General features: G+C 71.4%; 15 protein-coding genes. 10 read left to right on the top strand and 5 right to left on the bottom strand.

What is annotated here, in order from left to right:
- Positions 1-52 precede the first annotated feature (52 nt).
- Together ABD350_RS13825 and ABD350_RS13820 are read left to right on the top strand one after the other, a co-directional pair.
- Positions 53-460, top strand: coding sequence for an ATP-binding protein (locus ABD350_RS13825; protein WP_344348296.1), 408 nt, complete (start codon positions 53-55; stop codon positions 458-460).
- A 271-nt stretch (positions 461-731) separates the two neighbouring features.
- The gene (locus tag ABD350_RS13820; protein WP_344348295.1) at positions 732-3,326 is read left to right on the top strand and encodes a SpoIIE family protein phosphatase; all 2,595 of its coding nucleotides are present in this window, start codon (positions 732-734) and stop codon (positions 3,324-3,326) included.
- 55 nt (positions 3,327-3,381) lie between these two features.
- Here the strand turns inward: ABD350_RS13820 and ABD350_RS13815 are convergent, their stop codons facing one another.
- The gene (locus ABD350_RS13815) at positions 3,382-3,747 is read right to left on the bottom strand and encodes a hypothetical protein (protein ID WP_344348294.1); all 366 of its coding nucleotides are present in this window, start codon (positions 3,745-3,747) and stop codon (positions 3,382-3,384) included.
- 79 nt (positions 3,748-3,826) lie between these two features.
- On the opposite strand from ABD350_RS13815, the gene ABD350_RS13810 reads away from it, so the two are divergent.
- The gene (locus ABD350_RS13810; protein ID WP_344348293.1) at positions 3,827-4,981 is read left to right on the top strand and encodes a glycoside hydrolase family 18 protein; all 1,155 of its coding nucleotides are present in this window, start codon (positions 3,827-3,829) and stop codon (positions 4,979-4,981) included.
- On the opposite strand, the gene ABD350_RS13805 is transcribed toward ABD350_RS13810, so the two are convergent.
- The 4 genes from ABD350_RS13805 to ABD350_RS13790 are packed head-to-tail and all read right to left on the bottom strand — an operon-like array spanning position 4,959 to position 8,851.
- Complete coding sequence (locus ABD350_RS13805) at positions 4,959-5,732, bottom strand: succinate dehydrogenase/fumarate reductase iron-sulfur subunit (protein WP_344348292.1); 774 nt, start codon at positions 5,730-5,732, stop codon at positions 4,959-4,961. The two genes, ABD350_RS13810 and ABD350_RS13805, sit on opposite strands and share 23 nt — an antisense overlap.
- Complete coding sequence (locus tag ABD350_RS13800; RefSeq protein ID WP_344348291.1) at positions 5,729-7,714, bottom strand: fumarate reductase/succinate dehydrogenase flavoprotein subunit; 1,986 nt, start codon at positions 7,712-7,714, stop codon at positions 5,729-5,731. Before ABD350_RS13800 ends, ABD350_RS13805 begins: the two co-directional genes overlap by 4 nt.
- Positions 7,714-8,535 (bottom strand): hypothetical protein, encoded by an 822-nt coding sequence (locus ABD350_RS13795; RefSeq protein ID WP_344348289.1) that lies wholly within the window; start codon positions 8,533-8,535, stop codon positions 7,714-7,716. Before ABD350_RS13795 ends, ABD350_RS13800 begins: the two co-directional genes overlap by 1 nt.
- 25 nt (positions 8,536-8,560) lie before the next feature.
- Complete coding sequence (locus ABD350_RS13790; RefSeq protein WP_344348288.1) at positions 8,561-8,851, bottom strand: hypothetical protein; 291 nt, start codon at positions 8,849-8,851, stop codon at positions 8,561-8,563.
- A gap of 288 nt (positions 8,852-9,139) precedes the next feature.
- On the opposite strand from ABD350_RS13790, the gene ABD350_RS13785 reads away from it, so the two are divergent.
- From ABD350_RS13785 to ABD350_RS13755, 7 genes are all read left to right on the top strand, one after another.
- Positions 9,140-11,377 carry an ABC transporter family substrate-binding protein gene (locus ABD350_RS13785; RefSeq protein WP_344348287.1) on the top strand — a complete coding sequence of 746 codons (2,238 nt, stop codon included), beginning with the start codon at positions 9,140-9,142 and terminating at the stop codon, positions 11,375-11,377.
- 134 nt (positions 11,378-11,511) lie between these two features.
- On the top strand, positions 11,512-13,428 hold the full coding sequence (gene typA, locus ABD350_RS13780; RefSeq protein WP_344348286.1) for a translational GTPase TypA: 1,917 nt from the start codon (positions 11,512-11,514) through the stop codon (positions 13,426-13,428).
- 373 nt (positions 13,429-13,801) lie between these two features.
- Positions 13,802-14,842, top strand: coding sequence for an ABC transporter permease (locus tag ABD350_RS13775; RefSeq protein WP_344348285.1), 1,041 nt, complete (start codon positions 13,802-13,804; stop codon positions 14,840-14,842).
- A 104-nt stretch (positions 14,843-14,946) separates the two neighbouring features.
- Complete coding sequence (locus tag ABD350_RS13770) at positions 14,947-16,740, top strand: ABC transporter substrate-binding protein (RefSeq protein WP_344348284.1); 1,794 nt, start codon at positions 14,947-14,949, stop codon at positions 16,738-16,740.
- A 109-nt stretch (positions 16,741-16,849) separates the two neighbouring features.
- Positions 16,850-17,827, top strand: coding sequence for an ABC transporter permease (locus ABD350_RS13765; protein WP_344348283.1), 978 nt, complete (start codon positions 16,850-16,852; stop codon positions 17,825-17,827).
- A 14-nt stretch (positions 17,828-17,841) separates the two neighbouring features.
- Positions 17,842-18,903: an ABC transporter ATP-binding protein gene (locus ABD350_RS13760; RefSeq protein ID WP_344348282.1), complete on the top strand. Its 1,062-nt coding sequence runs from the start codon at positions 17,842-17,844 to the stop codon at positions 18,901-18,903.
- A 13-nt stretch (positions 18,904-18,916) separates the two neighbouring features.
- Positions 18,917-19,349, top strand: a 433-nt coding sequence (locus tag ABD350_RS13755; RefSeq protein WP_344348281.1) for an ATP-binding cassette domain-containing protein, incomplete at its 3' end; no start/stop codon positions are given.

The following is a 19,349-nucleotide window of genomic DNA, read 5'->3' as shown; positions in this document are numbered from 1 at the left end:
TCCCCATTAACCCCACGAAACCGGACGTGGGTGGGCTCCGCTGGCCTGGGAAGTGATCGGCGTGATCGACACCGATGGCGGCTGCGCCGAGTGGACGTTTCCCGCGGAGCCGGGCGCCGTGCGCTCCGCCCGCGCGGTGGTCCGGGGCCAGTTGCACGGCTGGGACCTGGACTGCGTCGCCGACCTCGCCGCGCTGCTCGTCAGCGAACTGGTCACCAACTCGCTGCGGCACGCCACCGGCCCCATCGGCGTACGGCTGCTGCGCCCCGCCGGACTCGGCGACACCCTGCGGGTGGAGGTCTCCGACCCGCTCCCCGTCCCCCCGCGCGAACGCGTCGCCCACCCCGAGGACGAGAGCGGACGCGGCCTCCAGCTGGTGGCCGGCTCCTCCCGCCGCTGGGGCACCCGGCCCGGGGCGAAGGGGAAGACGGTCTGGTTCGAGCTCGCGGTGCCCGGGTGAGCCGGGGGCACCCGCGGGGCACGGGGGTGTACGGCCGTCGACGTGCCGTACGGCGTGCGCGCCGGGGGCGCACATGGTTCGACGGCGGGTGGTTCGGCGGTGTGTTCCCTGGTTAGAAGAGTGGAAGTGTTGTCACGGACCGGTCCGAAAAACATCTGGACCGACCTGTGATCGTGAACACCGTGTCCTGTGGCGCCGTAGTGCTGGATACTGCGGGCAGCCGCCCCCGGTGACCGGTGCCGGACGCGGTGAGCTGGAGGGGACGGTTCGCGTGAGCGAGATACCAGCGAAGGCCACGGAGTCCGAGGACCCGTCGGACGGCGCGAGGAGTCAGGCCGCGGAGGCTGAGGCGGAGGCGGCACGCGGCGACGCCATGTGGCAGAGCAGTCCGCCCGGATCCATCTACGACTACATCCGGGTGGCGTCCTTCTCCATCAGTCCCGGCGGCCTCGTCGACCAGTGGAGTCTGCGCGCCGAGCAGCTGTTCGGCATCCCCGCCGACCGCGCCGTCGGCATGGACCCCATAGAGGCCTTCGTCGATCCCGATCTGCGCGAGCGCGGCCAGCGCAAGATGGCCGAAATCCTCGACGGGCGCGAGTGGACCGGAGTGGTGCCGTTCCGGATGCCGGACCGGCCCGACGGCAGCCGCGGCGAGGAGGGCCTGGCCGAGGTGTACGTCATGCCGACGCGCACCGCCGAGGGCGAGAAGGCCGCCGTCTGTATCGTCGTGGACGTGCGCACCCTGCGCAGCATCGAGACCGATCTCGCCGCCTCGCAGGCGATATTCGGCCAGTCGCCCTTCGGCTTCCTGCTGATCGACACCGACCTGCGGGTCCGCCGCGCCAACGAGCGGTTCGCCTCCATCTTCGGCGGCATCCCGGACGACCACCGCGGCAAGGGCGTGCACGACTATCTGCCGCGCCCCGAGGCAGAGCGGGTCTCGGCGACCATGCGGCGGGTGCTGGAGTCCGGCGAGTCCATCACCGACATGCACGTCACCGGGTACGTGCCCGGCTCCGAGGAACGCCGGCACTGGTCCATCAACCTCTACCGCGTGCACAGCGGCAGCGGCCGGCCCATCGGCGTCGCCTGGCTCGGCACGGACATCACCGCCCGCCGGGCCGCCGCCCGCGAGGCCGCCGCCGCCCGCCGCAACCTCGCGCTGCTCAACGAGGCCGGCGCCCGCATCGGCAACTCCCTCGACCTGGAGACCACCGCCCGGGAACTCCTCGACGTGGTCGTCCCCGGCTTCTGCGACCTGGCCACCGTCGACCTGTACCAGGGCCTGCTGGCCGGCGACGAGACCCCGCCCGGCCACGCCGACGGCAGCGCCGAACTGCGCCGCGTCGCCTTCGCCAGCGCGGTCTCCGGCGCCCCCTTCAGCAGCTCCGGGCAGCCCGTCGACGTCGGCGCGGTCCACCACTTCCCGTTCCACTCGCCCTGCGCCGAGGCCCTGCGCACCGCCCGCCCGCAGCGGGTGCCCGCCGAGGAGGGGGGCCTGGTGCAGTCGACGCTGGCCGTGCCGATGGTCGCCCACGACACGGTCGTGGGGCTCGCCCAGTTCGCCCGCACCAAGGGCAGCGAGCCGTTCGGCGACCGGGACCGGGACCTCGCCGTCGAACTGGCCGCGCGCGCCGCCGTCTGCATAGACAACGCGCGCCTGTACCGCCGGGAACACGAACGGGCGCTGATACTGCAACGATCCCTGCTCCCGCCCGGCGACCCGGAGGCGTCCGGTCTGGACATCGCCTGCCGCTATCTGCCCGGCAACGCGGCGACCGAGGTGGGCGGCGACTGGTTCGACGTCATCGAACTGCCCGGCCACCGCACGGCGCTGGTCGTCGGCGACGTGATGGGCCGGGGCCTGCGCGCGGCCGTCGCGATGGGCGAACTGCGCACCGCCGTACGCACCCTGGCGCTGCTGGACCTGGAACCGGCGGAAGTGCTGTCCGCGCTGGACGAGATCGCCCGCGGCCTCGGCACGCCGGGCGGGGTCCAGCAGGCCACCCGTACCGCCCGGCAGCCCAGGGACGCCGACCTGTCCGAGGTGTACCTCGCGACCTGCGTCTACGCCGTCTACGACTCCGTCACCAGACGATGTACGTTCGCCAACGCGGGCCATCTGCCGCCGGTGCTGGTCGAGCCCGGCGAGCCGGCGCTGATGCTGGACGTGCCGCCGGGCATGCCGCTCGGGGTGGGCGGCGAGCCGTTCGAGGAGGTCGAGGTCGAACTGCCGGAGGGCGCGCTGCTCGCCCTCTACACGGACGGCCTGGTCGAGTCCCGCGACCATCCGCTGGACGAGGGCCTCCAGGCTTTCATCGGGGCCCTCACGGATCCCTGCCGGCCGCTGGAGGACGTCTGCGACCACGTCCTGAGCACTCTCGACACCCACCACGGCGAGGACGACATCGCCCTGCTGATGGCCCGGGTGCAGGGCCTGCCCGCGGACTCCGTCGGGGACTGGACGCTGCCCCGCGAGCCGCGCAGCGTGGGCCGGGCCCGCGAGTACGCCCGGAACCGGCTGCAGTCCTGGGGCCTGGAGGCGCTGGTCGACACGACCGAGCTGCTGGTCAGCGAGCTGGTGACGAACGCCCTGCGGTACGGCGAGGGGGAGATCCGGCTGCGGCTGCTGCTGGACCGCACGCTGGTGTGCGAGGTCTGGGACTCCGGCCTGGTCCAGCCCCGCCGCAGGCGCGCCCGCGACACCGACGAGGGCGGACGGGGCCTGCAACTGGTCGGCCTGCTCAGCGCGGCGTGGGGCTCACGGCGGACGCCCCGCGGCAAGACGGTGTGGTTCGAGCTGCCGCTGCCCGGAGGCGAGGGCGGCCTCACCGACCCGGCGGAGGCCCTGCTGAGCCTGTTCTGACCCTTCCTCGCCCACCCGCTCACCCGGCCCGGCCGCCTGGAGGGCGGGCGGGCAGTCACCGTCGCCCTCCCCCGGGGGAGGTACGCGTGGCGGCGACGGCCCGGACGTTCCCCGGAGTCGTCCGGGTGCGGGCCCGCCGGGCGCGCCGCAGCCGGCCGTACCCGGCCAGGGCCACGGCCGCGACCCCGGCGATGAGCGGCAGCACGAGGTCGGCGGCCGGCGTCCCCTCCGGCCGGGGCGCGGCGGAGCGCGCCGTCGCGCCGGCGCGGGCCGTGGGAACCGGACCAGGGGCCTCGACCGTCGTCAGCGGCAACACCAGCCACACGGTCCCCGTCAGGACGCCCAGCAGGGCATGCGCCACCCGTACCCGTATGTGCGCCGTGGCGCGCCGGGGCCGGCCCCGGATCAGGAAGGACGTCACCTTTCGGAGCGTATGGGCGGGTGGACGGCTCCGCGAGCGGGCGGATACGGGCGGGGGACCAGCCACACGAGGGGGCGGAATGGGCGAGAAGCCGATGGGCGAGAAGCCGATGGACGAGGTCCGGGGCGACGACAGCCACGCGGACGAGAAAGCGGCCGGGGAAAAGCCCGCGCCGGAGAGCCGGCCGGACGAAACCCACGCGGCCGGCAACAGCCGCAGGCGACGGGTCCTGCGTCTCCTCGCCGCTCTCCTCGCCCTCCTCCTGCTCCCGCTGCTCACCGCCGAGACCGCGCTCCGGATCAACTACACCGGCGACCCGGCCCCCGGCACCCGCACCCGGCACCGGGACGCCCTCTGGCTGGGGCATGCCTGGGTGGACGGCCGGAAGACCGACCGGGACGTCCGGGCCCTCGCCCGGCGGCTGAGCGGCACCGGCATCCGGGATCTGTACGTCCACTCGGGCCCCCTGGAACACGACGGCACCCTGCCCGCGTCGGCGTACGAGAAGGCCCGCTGGTTCACCTCGGCCGTGCACCGGGAACTCCCCGGCGTCCGGGTGCAGGCATGGCTCGGCGACGTGCTGGCCACCGAGACCCCCGACGGGCTGCGCCTGGAGCGCGCGGCGACCCGGGCCGCGATCCTCGACTCCACCCGCGCCGTCCTCGCCGCCGGCTTCCAGGGCGCGCACTTCGACCTGGAGCCCCTGCACTCCGGCGACCAGGACTACCTCGCCCTCCTCGACGACCTGCGCGCCCTCACCCACGCCCGGGGCGCCGTGCTGTCCGTCGCCGCCCACCAGATCGACCCGCTGCCCGCCTTCCACTCCTTCTGGGGCACGACCACCGGCCACCCCAAGTGGTGGTCGCAGGCGCACTTCGGGCAGGTGGCCCGCCGGGTGGACCAGATCGCCGTCATGTCGTACGACACCATGCAGCCGTTGCAGAGCCTGTACGGCGGCTATGTGGCCCAGCAGACGAGCCTCGCCCTGGAGGTCACCCCGGACGGCACCGACCTGCTGATGGGCCTGCCCTTCTACCACGAGAACCGGTTCGGCCACTGGGCGCACGCCGAGACCGTCCCGGCCGCCGTGCGCGGGGTCCGGCTCGGCCTGAGCCGCACCGACGCCGGCCGCGCCCGCTTCGGCGTCGCCCTCTACGTCGACTTCGCGGCCACCGAGGCGGACTGGCGGGCGTACCGGGACGGCTGGGCGGCTACGCCCCCGACCGCCTCCTGATCTTCGAACCGAGCCACACCAACGGGTCGTACTTGCGGTCCACGGCCCGTTCCTTCAGCGGGATCAGCGCGTTGTCGGTGATCTTGATGCCCTCGGGGCACACCTCCGTACAGCACTTGGTGATGTTGCAGTAGCCGAGGCCGTATTGGTCCTGCGCGGCGCGGGCGCGGTCCAGGCCGGCCTCGGCCGCCGCGTCCAGCGGGTGCATGTCCAGTTCGGCGACGCGCATCAGGAAGCGCGGACCGGCGAACGCCGGCTTGTTCTCCTCGTGGTCGCGCACCACATGGCAGGTGTCCTGGCACAGGAAGCACTCGATGCACTTGCGGAACTCCTGCGAGCGCTCCACGTCCTGCTGGAACATGCGGTACTCGCCCGGCCCCAGCCCGGCCGGCGGCACGAAGGCCGGGACCTCCCGCGCCTTGTCGTAGTTGAAGCCGACGTCCGTCACCAGATCGCGGATCACCGGGAAGGCGCGCAGCGGGGTGATCGTGATCGTCTCGGCGGGGTCGAAGACCGACATGCGGGTCATGCACATCAGCCGCGGGCGGCCGTTGATCTCCGCCGAGCACGAACCGCACTTGCCCGCCTTGCAGTTCCAGCGCACGGCCAGGTCGGGTGCCTGCGTGGCCTGGAGGCGGTGCACGATGTCCAGCACCACCTCGCCCTCGTTCACCTCGACGGTGAAGTCCCGCAGACCGCCGCCGTCGGCGTCGCCCCGCCACACCCTGAAGCGGGCCTCGTAGCCGCTCATTCGTACAGCTCCTCTTCGGCGAGGTACTTGACCAGCTCCTCCTTCTCGAAGAGGGCGAGCAGGTCCGGGCGGATGGGGTCGGTTCTCTCGCGGGTGAGCCGGATCTGCGCCCGGGCGGGGTCGGCGGCCGCGAGGGTGCCGGTGGGGTCGGCGAGGGCGCACAGCAGGTTCACGTTGCGCCAGGCGCGGTCCATCGCCGGGTGGTCCTCGCGGGTGTGCCCGCCGCGCGACTCGGTGCGCTCCAGCGCGGCCCGGGCCACGCACTCGCTGACCAGCAGCATGTTCCTGAGGTCCAGGGCGAGGTGCCAGCCGGGGTTGAACTGGCGGTGGCCCTCCACCCCGGCCCGCCGGGCCCGGACCCGCAGCTCGGCCAGCCTGCGCAGGGCCTGCTCCATCTCGCCCGCCCGGCGGATGATGCCGACCAGGTCGTTCATGGTCTGCTGGAGTTCCTGGTGCAGGGTGTAGGGGTTCTCCGGCGGCCCCGCCTCACCCCCGGCAAAAGCCCCGGCCCCGGCAAAGCCTCCGGCCCCGGTGGCGGGCTCACCCGCGGCCTCCGCGGAGAACGGGCGCAGTGCCTCCGCCGCCGCCGCGCTCACCTGGGCCTCGTCCACCGGCGGGCGCCGGTTCGCCAGGCCCCGCGCGTACCCGGCCGCGTGCAGACCCGCGCGGCGGCCGAACACCAGCAGGTCGGACAGCGAGTTGCCGCCGAGCCGGTTCGAGCCGTGCATGCCGCCGGCCACCTCCCCGGCCGCGTACAGCCCGGGCACCCCGCGCGCCGCCGCCGTGTCGGAGTCGACCGCGACCCCGCCCATCACGTAGTGGCAGGTCGGCCCGACCTCCATCGGCTCGGCCGTGATGTCGACGTCCGCCAGCTCCTTGAACTGGTGGTACATCGACGGCAGCCGGCGCCGGACCACCTCGGCGGGCATCCGGGTGGAGACGTCGAGGAAGACCCCGCCGTGCGGGGAGCCCCGGCCCGCCTTCACCTCGGAGTTGATCGCACGGGCCACCTCGTCGCGGGGGAGCAGCTCCGGCGGGCGGCGGTGGTGGTCCGGGTCCTCGTACCACCCGTCGGCCTCCTCCTCCGACTCGGCGTACTTGTCCTTGAAGACGTCCGGGACGTAGTCGAACATGAACCGCCTGCCCTCGGAGTTCCTGAGGACCCCGCCGTCCCCGCGCACCGACTCGGTGACCAGGATGCCCTTCACCGACGGCGGCCAGACCATGCCGGTCGGATGGAACTGCACGAACTCCATGTTCACCAGGGGAGCGCCCGCCAGCAGCGCCAGCGCGTGGCCGTCCCCGGTGTACTCCCAGGAGTTGGAGGTGACCTTGAAGGACTTGCCGATGCCGCCGGTCGCCAGGACCACCGCCGGGGCCTCCAGCACCAGGAAACGGCCGGTCTCCCGCTCGTAGCCGAAGACCCCCGCAACGCGCTCACCGTCCTTGAGTACGCGGGTGACCGTGCACTCCTGGAAGACCTTCAGCCGGGACTCGTAGTCCCCGGTCTCCCGGTGGTCCTCCTGCTGGAGCGCGACGATCTTCTGCTGGAGGGTGCGGATCAGCTCCAGCCCCGTGCGGTCGCCGACGTGCGCGAGCCGCGGGTACTCGTGGCCGCCGAAGTTGCGCTGGGAGATCCGCCCGTCCTCGGTCCGGTCGAACAGCGCCCCCCAGGTCTCCAACTCCCACACCCGGTCCGGGGCCTCCCGGGCGTGCAGCTCGGCCATCCGCCACTGGTTCAGGAACTTGCCGCCGCGCATGGTGTCGCGGAAGTGGACCTGCCAGCCGTCGTTTACGTTGGCGTTGGCCATCGCCGCCGCGATGCCGCCCTCCGCCATCACCGTGTGCGCCTTGCCGAACAGCGACTTGCAGATCACGGCCGTACGGGCGCCCCGCTCGCGGGCCTCGATCGCGGCCCGCAGCCCGGCGCCGCCGGCGCCGACGACCACGACGTCCCACTGCTGCCGTTCCACCGCTGCCATCAGAAGAACCTCGGATCGTCGAAGACACCGGACGCGACCAGGTACACGTAGAAGTCGGCGAGCGCCACGCTCAGCAGCGAGGCCCAGGCCAGCTGCATGTGGCGGGCGTTGAGCCGCCCGACGAACTGCCAGGCCCGGTAGCGCGCCGGGTGCTTGGAGAAGTGCTTGAGCTTGCCGCCGACGATGTGCCGGCAGGAGTGGCAGGAGAGGGTGTACGCCCAGATCAGCACGATGTTGGCGAGGAACACCAGGGTGCCCAGGCCCATGTGCCCCCACCGGTAGTGCTCGTCCCGGAAGGCCAGCACGGTGTCGTAGGTGAGCACCCCGGCCACCAGCAGGGCGGCGTAGAAGAAGTACCGGTGGACGTTCTGCAGGATCAGCGGGAAGCGGCTCTCGCCGGTGTACGACCGGTGCGGCTCGGCCACCGCGCAGGCCGGCGGGGACGCCCAGAAGGCGCGGTAGTACGCCTTGCGGTAGTAGTAGCAGGTCAGGCGGAAGCCGAGCGGGAAGATCAGGATGATGATCGCGGGCGAGACGCCCCACCAGCCGCCGAACAGGTCGGCGTTGGGCCCGGCGCGCATGGCCCGGCAGTTCTCCGCCAGGCACGGCGAGTAGAACGGCGAGACGTACGGCGCGGCGTAGTAGTGCGCGTTCGCGAAGGCCCGCCAGGTCGAGTAGACGACGAAGGCGAGCAGACCGGCCGCGGTGCAGGCGGGCGCCAGCCACCAGCGGTCGGTCCGCAGGTGCGGTGCGGTGATCGCGGCGCGCGTACCGGTGCGTACGCCGCCGCGCTGCTGGGGGGATTCCGTACCAGTGGCCAAGTCGGGACTCCGGTCGGTAGCGGGTTCAGGGGGCGCGGCGGTCGCGGGCGCCCAGGCCCTCGTCGTCCGAGTCCGTCCACAGGCTGATGTCGTAGGGCGTGTCGGAGATGGTGACGAGGTCGGGCCGAGGGGGCGCGGCCGGGGCGGTGGCGGTCTCCCGCAGCAGGGCCAGGCTCTCGCGCAGGTGCGCGGCGTCCAGCCGGACCCGGCGTATCTCCAGTCCGCCGCGGCCCAGCTGGTGCTCCAGGCGGCCCAGCGAGCGGTTGAGATCGTCCAGACAGCGCTGGACGGCGTTGATGTCGTCGTGCACGGACATGACTTGCCCTCGCTTCCACGGGACCGGCGGGCCATGGGCGGCAACGTTCATGCGCCTTGGAGTGTCGCGCCTCGGCCTGCCGGTGTGAAGGGATGTGCGGCGATTGGCCGGGGCGTACGGGTGCATCGTCCGGGCGGTGTGCGCCGCATGGGTGGGCTTACCGGCTGTCGCCGCCGTGTCGCCCGCCGTGACCGGATCCTTTCCTCTTCAGTGGCGGCATAGATCTGATCAGCTCCATATACCGCCAAATGCGAGCATAAGGCCCGTGGCTCCCCGGAGGTAGCAGAAATGTCCTACGACGGCGACGCCCCCCACGCGGTCGCGGCGGGGCCGCGCCCCACAGGCGCGCGGCCGGCCACGACACGCCGGCGCCCGGCCCGCACCGCACCCCGGGCCCTCCGGCGCGGCGCCCTGCGCTCGCTCACCTTCCTCACCGCCGGCGCCCTCGCCGTGCCGCTGCTCGCCGGCTGCGGCGAGGACGACAAGCCCCCCGCCCCGCTCGCCGGGCAGGACATCGCCCCGGTCGCCCGGGACCTGGTCGCCGACGGCTCCACCCTGAAGTGGGCCGTGGACGCCCTGCCGGAGACGCTGAACACCTTCCAGGCCGACGCCGACGCCGGCACCAGCCGGGTCGCCCAGGCCGTGCTGCCCTCGATGTTCCGGCTGGACGAGAACGGCCGGCCGGTGGCCAACCCCGCCTACCTGGAATCCGCCGAGGTCATCGAGACCGAGCCGCGCCAGGTGGTGCTGTACAAGCTGAACCAGCAGGCCGTCTGGAGCGACGGCCGGGAGATCGGGGCCGCCGACTTCGCCGCCCAGTGGCGCGCCCTGTCCGGCCGCAACAGCGCCTACTGGACCGCCCGCAACGCCGGCTACGACCGCATCGCCAAGATCGAGCGCGGCGAGAACGACCTCCAGGTCCGGGTCACCTTCTCCCGCCCCTACGCCGACTGGAAGTCGCTGTTCTCCCCGCTGTACCCGAAGGACGTCATGGGCACCCCGGACGCCTTCAACGACGGCGCCCGCCGCAAGCTGAAGGTCACCGCCGGCCCCTTCCGGGTGGAGAAGGTCGACACCGCGAACAAGGACGTGGTGCTCACCCGCAACCCGCGCTGGTGGGGCAGGCCGGCCAAGCTCGACCGGCTCGTGCTGCACGCCGTACCCCGCGACCAGCGGGCCGCCGCGCTCGCCGACGGCAGCGTGGACCTGGCCGAGGTCGACACCGCCGACGCCCAGCGGATCGGGCTCGCCCACCGCGCGGGGGGCACCGGGACCCCGCTCCAGGGCGGCGGCCGCACCTCCGTGAAGAAGCTGCGCGACTGGGCGCTCGCCCACGGTCTGGAGGCCGGGAAGGACACCGGCCGGGGAGAGCTGGGCAGGACCATCGGCCGGTACCTGGAGCAGCAGCAGGCGCTGCGGGACGTGGAGATCCGCAAATCGCTGGAGCCCGCCTACACCCAGCTCGCCCTCAACGGCGGCGGCGGCCCCCTGGCCGACGAGCGGGTGCGCCGGGCCGTCGCCCGCGCCCTGGACCGCGTGGAACTGGCCCGGCTGGTGCTCACCCCGCTGGGGCTGCCCGCCGTACCCGTCGGCAGCCACCTCGCCCTGTCCGGGCAGGCCGCCTACGCCGACAACAGCGGCGCGCTCGGCGCCCAGGACGCCAAGGAGGCCCAGGCGCTGCTCGCCGACGCCGGCTGGGTGCGCGGCGGCCCGCTCAAGGAGCAGGACAAGACCCGGAAGGCGGCGGGCTCCGAGCATCACGGCGAGGACGTCTCGCCGGGCGGCGAGGACGGCGCGTACGTCGTCGGCGAGGACGACAAGGGCAACCGCCACGAGACGGCCGGCGACCAGCACGAGCGCACCGACCCGCAGCTCGCCCGGGAGGGCCGGCACGGCGGTGCCGCCGGCGCCTACGCCCCCAAGGGCACGGCCGCCCCGGCCGCGGCGCCGGCCGGGCCGCTCGCCAAGGACGGCAAGCCGCTCGCGCTGCGCTTCGTGCTGCCCTCCGGGCCGGGCTCGGACACCCTGAACTCGGTCGCCGAGCGGATCTCGGTGATGCTGGAGCAGGTCGGCATCCGCGCGACGATCACCAAGGTCTCGGACGAGAGCTACTTCAAGGACCACATCGCCGCCGGCGACTACGACCTCGCCCTGTACTCCTGGCCCGCCACCGCCTTCCCGGCGACCGACGCCCGGCCCGTCTACGCCAAGCCGCTGCCGGCGGCGGACGGCTCGGTGAACGTCGAGCAGAACTACACCCGGGTCGGCACCGACCAGGTGGACCAGCTCTTCGACCAGGCCGCGACCACGCTGGACGAGGACGAGGCGCGGGACCTGATCAAGAAGGCCGACTCCCGGATCTGGGCGGCGGCGGGCTCCATCCCGCTCTACCAGCGCCCCCAGCTGGTGGCAGCGCGCACGAACGTCGTCAACGCGGGGGCCTTCGGATTCCGGACGCCGGTGTACGAGGACATGGGCTTCTTGAAGAAGGGAGCGAAGGTCTCGCCCGGCCCGGGCAAGGGGTAGGACGGCCCGGGCGAGCCCCTTCGGCGGCGGCCAAGTACCATGGGGTGAGGCCGTGGCGTGTCCAGCCCGGCAGGGCCCGCGCGACACGGACGTACGCGCAGGGCAGTCCGCACACTCCGGGAGTACGCCACAATATGACTGCGTTTTCTACGCGTCACGACATCCGCAACGTCGCCATCGTCGCCCACGTCGACCACGGCAAGACCACCATCGTCGACGGCATGCTGAAGCAGGCCGGCGCCTTCGCCGCCCATCAGCTCGACCAGGTCGACGACCGGGTGATGGACTCGAACGACCTGGAGCGTGAGAAGGGCATCACGATCCTCGCCAAGAACACGGCGGTCAAGTACCACCCGAAGGACGGCGGGGACCCGATCACGATCAACATCATCGACACCCCCGGCCACGCCGACTTCGGCGGCGAGGTCGAGCGTGGTCTGTCGATGGTCGACGGTGTCGTCCTGCTCGTCGACGCCTCCGAGGGCCCGCTGCCGCAGACCCGCTTCGTGCTGCGCAAGGCGCTCCAGCAGCGCCTGCCCGTCATCCTGTGCATCAACAAGACGGACCGCCCGGACGCCCGGATCGACGAGGTCGTCAACGAGACCTACGACCTCTTCCTCGACCTGGACGCGGACGAGGAGCAGATCGAGTTCCCGATCGTCTACGCCTGCGGCCGTGACGGCGTCGCCTCGCTGACCAAGCCGGCCGACGGCACCGTCCCGGCCGACAGCGACAGCCTGGAGCCGTTCTTCTCCACGATCCTGGAGCACATCCCGGCGCCCACCTACGACAAGGACGCCCCGCTCCAGGCCCACGTCACCAACCTCGACGCCGACAACTTCCTCGGCCGTATCGCGCTGCTCCGGGTCGAGCAGGGCGAGCTGCGCAAGGGCCAGACCGTGGCCTGGATCAAGCGCGACGGCTCCGTGCAGAACGTGCGGATCTCCGAGCTGATGATGACCGAGGCGCTCACCCGCAAGCCCGCCGAGAAGGCCGGCCCGGGCGACATCTGCGCGGTCGCCGGCATTCCGGACATCATGATCGGCGAGACCCTGGCCGACCCGGAGAACCCGGTTCCGCTGCCGCTGATCACGGTGGACGAGCCGGCCATCTCCATGGTGATCGGCACCAACACCTCGCCGCTGGTCGGCCGTGGTGCCACCGGCAAGGGCGCCGACAACAAGGCGGCCGTCAAGGACCGCAAGGTCACCGCCCGCCAGGTCAAGGACCGCCTGGACCGTGAGCTGATCGGTAACGTCAGCCTCCGGGTCCTGGACACCGAGCGCCCGGACGCCTGGGAGGTGCAGGGCCGTGGTGAGCTGGCGCTCGCCATCCTGGTCGAGACCATGCGCCGGGAGGGTTACGAGCTGACCGTCGGCAAGCCGCAGGTCGTCACCAAGGAGGTCGACGGCAAGGTCTACGAGCCGGTCGAGCGCATGACGATCGACGTGCCCGAGGAGCACATGGGCGCGGTCACGCAGCTCATGGGCGTCCGCAAGGGCCGCATGGACAACATGTCCAACCACGGCTCCGGCTGGGTCCGCATGGAGTTCGTCGTGCCGTCCCGCGGTCTGATCGGCTTCCGCACCGAGTTCCTGACCCAGACCCGCGGCACCGGCATCGCCCACTCCATCCACGAGGGCCATGAGCCCTGGTTCGGCACGCTGCAGACCCGGAACAACGGCTCCCTGGTCGCCGACCGCTCCGGTGCCGTCACCGCGTTCGCGATGACGAACCTCCAGGAGCGCGGCGTGCTCTTCGTGGAGCCGGGCACCGAGGTGTACGAGGGCATGATCGTCGGCGAGAACTCCCGCTCCGACGACATGGACGTCAACATCACCAAGGAGAAGAAGCTCACCAACATGCGGTCCTCGACGGCCGATGTGACCGAGTCGATCGTCCCGCCGCGCAAGCTGTCGCTGGAGCAGTCGCTGGAGTTCTGCCGCGACGACGAGTGCGTCGAGGTGACCCCGGAGGCCGTTCGCATCCGCAAGGTCGTGCTCGACCAGCGCGACCGCGCCCGCGCCGCGAGCCGCGCCAAGCACGGCTGATCTCCCGGCACTTGAGCCCGGGTGCCCCCGTCACGGGGGGGCACCCGGGCTTTTTGCAACCCGTTTTCCGGGCATCGATGTCCGACATGTGGTGATCAGTGCCCGATACCCATGTAACAAGTCCGTTTCGCGCCTTCTTCCGGCGAACAGTTTGTCCAGTTTTTGGAAGGTCTACGCGCGAGCCGTGACGGAATTGAGATCTACGGGCGGTGGTCGGTAGTCGACCGATGGCAGATAGTTAGCGGCGTAGCGCTCGGGTCAATGGGTCTCGCGCCGTGGGGACGGCGTCCGGCTCACGAGCACCAGGGGGTGTCCGCGCGTTCTCGGAGTACCCGGGTATCTCTCACGCTTACACCTGTGAAACGGACGAACCGTGACAAGTCCTATCGATACGGAGGGCGGCGGGGCGTCGGTCGTCGCCTCCGGGGAGTTAAGGCCGGAGCCGGGGGCCCAGGCCGTCGAACTCGCGGGCCGGTCGCCCGGCCGGCTGATGTGGCTGCGCTTCCGGCGTGACCGCACGGGCGTGGTCTGCGCCGTGGTGGTGATCGGCTACTTCGTCGTCGCGCTGCTCGCGCCGCTGCTGGTGAGGCTGCCCGGCACCGATCCGTACACCCTCTACGGCCAGGACCCCACCTACGCCGACCATCCCGTCCTCGACGAATTCGGGCTGCCGCTCGGCTACTTGGGGGGCGTCTCGGGCGAGCACTGGTTCGGCGTGGAGCCGCAGTACGGCCGCGACCTCTTCGCCATGCTGCTGTACGGCATGCGCACCTCCCTGTACATGGCGCTCGGCATCACCGCCCTCATCATGCTCACCGGGGTCGTGATCGGCCTGGTCGGCGGGTACTTCGGCGGCCGCACGGACTACTGGATCGGCCGCGGCACCGACTTCTTCCTCTCCTTTCCGCAACAGCTGTTCTTCATCGCGTTCATGCCCGTCGTGACGTCGTTCTTCGTGGACCCGCGCGAGGAGACGCCGACCTACTTCCGCGCCGTGGCCATGCTGATCGTGCTGTGGCTGCTGGGCTGGATGGGCATGGCCCGGCTGGTGCGCTCCACCGTGCTCTCCCTGCGCGAGCGCGAGTTCGTGGAGGCGGCCAGGGTCTCGGGCGCCTCGCCGTGGCGGATCGTACGCAAGGAGATCCTGCCCAACGTCGTCACCCCGATCCTGGTGCAGTTCACGTACCAGCTGCCCAGCACCATCCTCAGCATCGCCTTCCTGTCCTTCGCCGGGGTCGGCTTCGTCGAGCCGACGCCCGACTGGGGACGCCTCTTCGCGGCCGGCGCCCGGTACGCCGAGCAGGACCCGGCGTTCATGTTCTTCCCCGGGGTGGCGCTGGTGATCTTCGTCCTGTGCTTCAACCTCCTCGGGGACTCCGTACGGGACGCGTTCGACCCCAAGTCCGGGCGCTAGGACGTCCGTTGGGTGGGGGGTGGCTGCCGCCCCCGCCGGCCGGCCCGGCCGGCGCCCGGCAGATCTCACGGATCACAGACCCGACAGGTAGGTGGATAGGCCACATGATGTCTCAGCGTGCCCGCGCAGCGCGTGCCGTCGTGATCGCCCTCGCGGCCGGCTCCCTCGCTCTCACGGCCTGCTCGAAGAACGAGGGCGGCAAGGCCGGCAAGGACACCAAGGAGGACCAGAAGGAGGCGGCGGTCCAGTCCAAGGCGGTCGCCTACGCCGACGCCGCGGGATCGACCGGCCCCGCCGAGGACGTGCCCGGCGCCCGGCCCGGCGGCACGATCACCGTCTACCAGGAAGCGGGCCTGTCCCATCTGGACCCCGGCCAGATCTACGTCGCCGACTCCGGCCAGGTCGCCAATCTGCTCTTCCGCCGACTGACCCAGTTCCAGGAGGACGACCAGGGCAACGTCACGGTCGCCGGCGACCTCGCCACCGACTCCGGCAAGCCCTCCGAGGGCGGCAGGACCTGGACGTTCACGCTGAAGGAGGGCGTCAAGGACGAGAACGGCAACCCCCTCACCTCGGCCGACATCCGGCACACCGTCGAGCGCCAGTACGCGAAGTTCATCTTCGACGGCCCCACCTATCTGCAGACCTGGCTGAGCGGCACCGACTACCGCAAGGCCCTGCCCGGCGGCGGCTACGACGGCAAGCACCTGCCGGCCTCGGTGCTGGACACCCCCGACGACAAGACGGTGGTCTTCCACTTCGACCAGCCGCGCCCGGACCTGCCGCAGACGCTCGCCCTGCCCGGCTACGCCGTCGTCCCCGCCAAGGGCGACACCAAGGAGCGGTACGAGAAGAAGCCCGTCGCCACCGGACCGTACAAGATCGCCGAGAACAAGGCCGGCAAGAACCTGAAGCTGGTGCGCAACACCCACTGGGACCCCAAGACCGACTCCGTGCGCCACCAGTACGTCGACGGCTTCGACATCCGGTTCGGCGTCACCGAGTCCACCCAGACCAAGCGGCTGATCGCCGACGAGGGCGACAACAAGAACGCCATCCAGCTCACCCGCGGTGTCGACGCCACCCAGATCCAGGACGTCATCAAGAACCCGGACGTCAACAAGCGCACCGTCAGGGGCTACCAGCCGTACGTCATGTCGCTGACCTTCAACCTCGACCGGGTCAAGGACAAGAAGGTCCGCGAGGCCGCCGCCTACGCGGTCAACTCCAAGTCCCTCATCGCCGGGGAGGGCGGGGCCTACGGCGGCGACGTGGCGCCGAACCTCTTCGCGCCGACGCTGCCCGGCTACGAACCCGCCTACGACCCCTACGGCCGTCTGAAGACCCCGCAGGGCAACCTCGCCAAGGCCAAGGAGATCCTCAAGGACCTCCCCGCCGCCGCGAAGAGGCTCGTCTTCGCCTACGCCAACAGCGAGATCGGCCAGCGCCGCAAGGTCGCCGTCGAGGACGCGCTGAGCAAGGCCGGCTTCGACGTCATCGCCAAGGAGGTCGACGCGGCGAGCTACTACGAGCAGATCGGCAAGCTCGACAACCCCTACGACATCTACATCACCGGATGGGGCCAGGACTGGCCGTCCCCCGGCACGGTCGTCACACCGATCTACGACGGCTCGCAGGTGTTCGACGGGTCCTCCAACTACGCGCACGTCAAGGACCCGAAGGTCGACGCCCTCATCAAGAAGGCCCTGACCCAGGAGCCGGCCGAGGCCGCCAAGACCTGGAAGGAAGCCCACCACTACCTGCTGGAGAACATCATCCCGGCGGCCCCGCTGTGGTACGCGAAGAAGTTCCAGCTCTCCGGCTCCAACGTGGGCGGCGGGCGCTACAGCACGGTGTCCAGCCTCATCGACATCAACCGGCTGTACCTGAAGTCGTGACGCGCGGCCGGGGACGCCGGGCGCGCCGCGCGGCGGGCGCCCCGCCTCCCCGGCCGTCCCGGCCCGCCATCCGTCCCCCACCGACTCCGCAGAGAGCAGCCAGCCCGCCATGGTCCAGTTCATCATCCGGCGCACGGTCGGCGCCTTCGTCACGCTGTTCCTCATCGGGGCGGCGACGTTCTTCCTCTTCGTGGCCGCACCCTCCGACTACGCCTCCCTGGCCTGCGGCAAGGACTGCTCGCCCCAGCGGCTGGCGGACATCAGGGAGGTACTGGGGCTCGATCTGCCCCTGGCCCGGCAGTTCTGGGACTTCATGTCGGGCGTCGTGACGGGCCGGGACTTCCCCACCGGTCACTGCTCGGCGCCCTGCCTGGGCGTGTCGTTCTACTCCGGGGACATGGTCTGGAGCACCATCATGGACCGGTTCCCGCTGACCCTCACCCTGACCGCCGGCGGCGCCGTCGTCTTCCTCCTCATCGGGATCGGCGCCGGCATGCTCGCCGCCTACCGGCGCGGCACCCTGGTGGACAAGGTCGCCACCGGCACCTCCATGGTGCTCAGCTCCTTCCAGATCTACTTCCTCGGCCCGGTCGTGCTGACGATCCTCGTGTACAGCACCGGCTGGATGGAGGACCCGAAGTACGTGCCCCTCACCTCGGACCCGGTCGGCTGGTTCGTCGGGATGTCGATCCCCGTCTGCGTGCTGGCCACGATCTTCACCGCGCAGTACACCCGTATGGCGCGCTCGTCGATGATCGAGCAGCTCGCCGAGGACCATGTGCGCACCGCCCGTGCCAAGGGCATGTCCCGCAGGTACGTCTTCCTGCGCTACGCCTGGCGCGGCTCGCTCATCCCCATCGTCACCATCCTCGGCATCGACCTCAGCTCCCTGCTGGGCGGTGCCGTCGTCACCGAACTGACCTTCTCCCTCCAGGGCATCGGCCGGCTTGCCGTGGACGGCGCGGTCAACAAGGACCTGCCGCTGACGATGGGAGTGATGCTGTTCGGCGCCTTCTTCATCCTGCTCATCAACATCCTCACCGACATCACCTACGCGTGGATCGACCCCCGCATCCGGCTCTCCTAGGAAGACCAGCCATCGTGACCACAGTGACCAAGGCCGAGGGCGCGCCGGGCCCGACCGGGCCGGGCGGATTTCTCTCGGTGCGCGATCTCCAGGTGACGTTCTCCACCGAGGACGGCCCGGTCAGGGCCGTCGACGGGCTCTCCTTCGATGTCGACCGCGGCCGGACCCTCGGCATCGTGGGCGAGTCGGGCTCGGGCAAGTCGGTCACCAACCTGACCGTCCTCGGGCTGCACGACCCGCTGTTCACGACGGTCGACGGGGAGATCGTCCTGGACGGCAAGGAGCTGATCACCGCCACCGAGAAGGAGCTGGAGAAGCTCCGCGGCAACCGGGTGGCGATGATCTTCCAGGACCCGCTCACCGCGCTGTCGCCCTTCTACACCATCGGCCGGCAGATCGCCGAGCCGTACAGGAAGCACACCGGCGCCTCGAAGAAGGCCGCCTGGGAACGCGCCGTGGAGATGCTCGGCAAGGTCGGCATCCCCCACCCGCAGGAGCGTGCCCGGGACTACCCGCACCAGTTCTCCGGCGGTATGCGCCAGCGCGCGATGATCGCCATGGCGCTGGTCTGCGACCCGGACCTCCTGATCGCCGACGAGCCGACCACCGCGCTGGACGTGACCGTGCAGGCCCAGATCCTGGACCTGCTCAAGGACCTCCAGCGGGAGTTCGGCACCGCGATCGTCTTCATCACCCACGACCTCGGGGTCATCGCCGACGTGGCCGACGACATCATGGTGATGTACGCCGGACGCGCGGTGGAACGCGGCACGGTCGACGAGGTGCTCCGCTCGCCGCGGCACCCGTACACCTGGGGCCTGCTGAACTCCATGCCCCGGCTGGACTCCGACCTCGCCACCCCGCTGTCGCCCATTCCCGGGACGCCGCCGAGCCTGCTCACCCCGCCGTCCGGCTGCCGCTTCCACCCCCGGTGCGCCTTCCGGGACCGGGTCGGCGGCGACCGCTGCGTCACCGAGCGCCCCGCGCTGGCACCGGGCCGCTCCTCGGCCTGCCATCTCGGCGCCGAACAGAAACGCACCATCTTCGCCGAAGAGATCAAGCCCCGACTGGGCTAGGAGGACAACCGTCATGACAGAGGACCTGGTCCTCCCCGCCGCCCGCGAGCCCGGTGCCGGCGCGCCGCCGGAGCCCCTGCTGGAGGTCTCGGGGCTCACCAAGCACTTCCCGATCAAGGGCGGCTTCCCCGTCAAGCGGACCGTCGGTGCCGTGCAGGCCGTCGACGGACTGGACTTCCAGGTCGCCGAGGGCGAGAGCCTGGGCCTGGTCGGCGAGTCCGGCTGCGGCAAGTCGACCACCGGCCGGCTGATCACCCGCCTGCTGGAGCCGACCGGCGGCACGATCACCTACCGCGGCCGGGACATCAGCCACGCCACGCGCAGACAGCTCGCCCCCATCCGCTCCGAGATCCAGATGATCTTCCAGGATCCCTACTCGTCGCTGAATCCGCGGCAGACGGTCGGGAAGATCATCTCCGGGCCGATGGAGATCAACGGCATCACCC

It is taken from the genome of Streptomyces nogalater (assembly GCF_039532885.1).
Classification (GTDB): domain Bacteria; phylum Actinomycetota; class Actinomycetes; order Streptomycetales; family Streptomycetaceae; genus Streptomyces; species Streptomyces nogalater.
The sequence above is the reverse complement of the archived record's forward strand: the minus strand, read 5'-3'. Positions and strand labels throughout refer to the sequence as shown.

What these genes read in the sequence shown, in the direction of transcription:
- ABD350_RS13790 (WP_344348288.1), bottom strand. Translation starts at nt 8,851, where the DNA reads ATGTCCGTGCACGACGACATCAACGCCGTCCAGCGCTGTCTGGACGAT.
- ABD350_RS13765 (WP_344348283.1), top strand. Translation starts at nt 16,850, where the DNA reads ATGGTCCAGTTCATCATCCGGCGCACGGTCGGCGCCTTCGTCACGCTG.
- ABD350_RS13800 (WP_344348291.1), bottom strand. Translation starts at nt 7,714, where the DNA reads ATGGCAGCGGTGGAACGGCAGCAGTGGGACGTCGTGGTCGTCGGCGCC.
- typA (WP_344348286.1), top strand. Translation starts at nt 11,512, where the DNA reads ATGACTGCGTTTTCTACGCGTCACGACATCCGCAACGTCGCCATCGTC.
- ABD350_RS13805 (WP_344348292.1), bottom strand. Translation starts at nt 5,732, where the DNA reads ATGAGCGGCTACGAGGCCCGCTTCAGGGTGTGGCGGGGCGACGCCGAC.
- ABD350_RS13785 (WP_344348287.1), top strand. Translation starts at nt 9,140, where the DNA reads ATGTCCTACGACGGCGACGCCCCCCACGCGGTCGCGGCGGGGCCGCGC.
- ABD350_RS13810 (WP_344348293.1), top strand. Translation starts at nt 3,827, where the DNA reads ATGGGCGAGAAGCCGATGGGCGAGAAGCCGATGGACGAGGTCCGGGGC.
- ABD350_RS13770 (WP_344348284.1), top strand. Translation starts at nt 14,947, where the DNA reads ATGATGTCTCAGCGTGCCCGCGCAGCGCGTGCCGTCGTGATCGCCCTC.